This window comes from Nonomuraea sp. 3N208, assembly GCF_052245935.1.
Taxonomy (GTDB): domain Bacteria; phylum Actinomycetota; class Actinomycetes; order Streptosporangiales; family Streptosporangiaceae; genus Nonomuraea.
This window is the reverse complement of sequence record NZ_JBQQBR010000188.1, coordinates 1-654: the sequence shown is the minus strand read 5'-3', so window position 1 is coordinate 654 and position 654 is coordinate 1. Positions and strand designations below refer to the sequence as shown.

At 67.6% G+C, this 654-nt stretch carries 1 pseudogene; it reads right to left on the bottom strand.

Annotated features, from left to right (window positions below):
* A pseudogene (locus ACTWPT_RS60165) lies at positions 1-536 on the bottom strand (IS1634 family transposase); the annotation flags it as partial.
* Positions 537-654: the final 118 nt, after the last annotated feature.

The following is a 654-nucleotide window of genomic DNA, read 5'->3' as shown; positions in this document are numbered from 1 at the left end:
GTGGAGACGTCGTAGAGCACCAGCGAGGCCGGTCCCAGGCGGGCGTGCGTCGCGCACGCCTCGGCCAGGGCCGTGCGCCAGCGTTCTGCCGCATACAGCGGAAGTCGGCGTTTCACCGTCGCATACGACACCGAGGTGAGGCCCGCTTCGTCCAGCACGCGCAGGCTGTCCTGCTTGCTGGTCGGTTCGATCACCCGAGCGAGCACCAGCTGCCGGAACACCTCATCAGTCTCGGTCGCGGCGTCGAACCCGAGCGCGGCATAGGCGCGGGACAGGGCATCCCACAGGTGCTCCATCCGCGAACTGGCGATCTCCAGCGGACCGCCCGCGGCCGGGCGGTCATCCAGCCCGAGATCCAGCTCTTCCTGCCCGGCGGCCAGCCGTTGACGCGCGATGGCCTTGAGCATCTCCAGTTCGGCGTCGTCGTGGGCGGATCCGATGTGCTCGATCTCCCGCGTCCCGCGGCGCGAGGAGTACACGATCTGCACCGCCCGCGCCCCTGAGGCCGTTTTCACCGTTCGCACGTACGGGGACACGGCCTACAGCGTAGAGACGCCCCCGATTTAGTGCGCACTTTTCGCCGTCCTCGACGGCGAAGCCCAAGGTCAGCGGCCTACGACTCGAATTTGATCTTGAACGTGAGCCAAGTCAGGT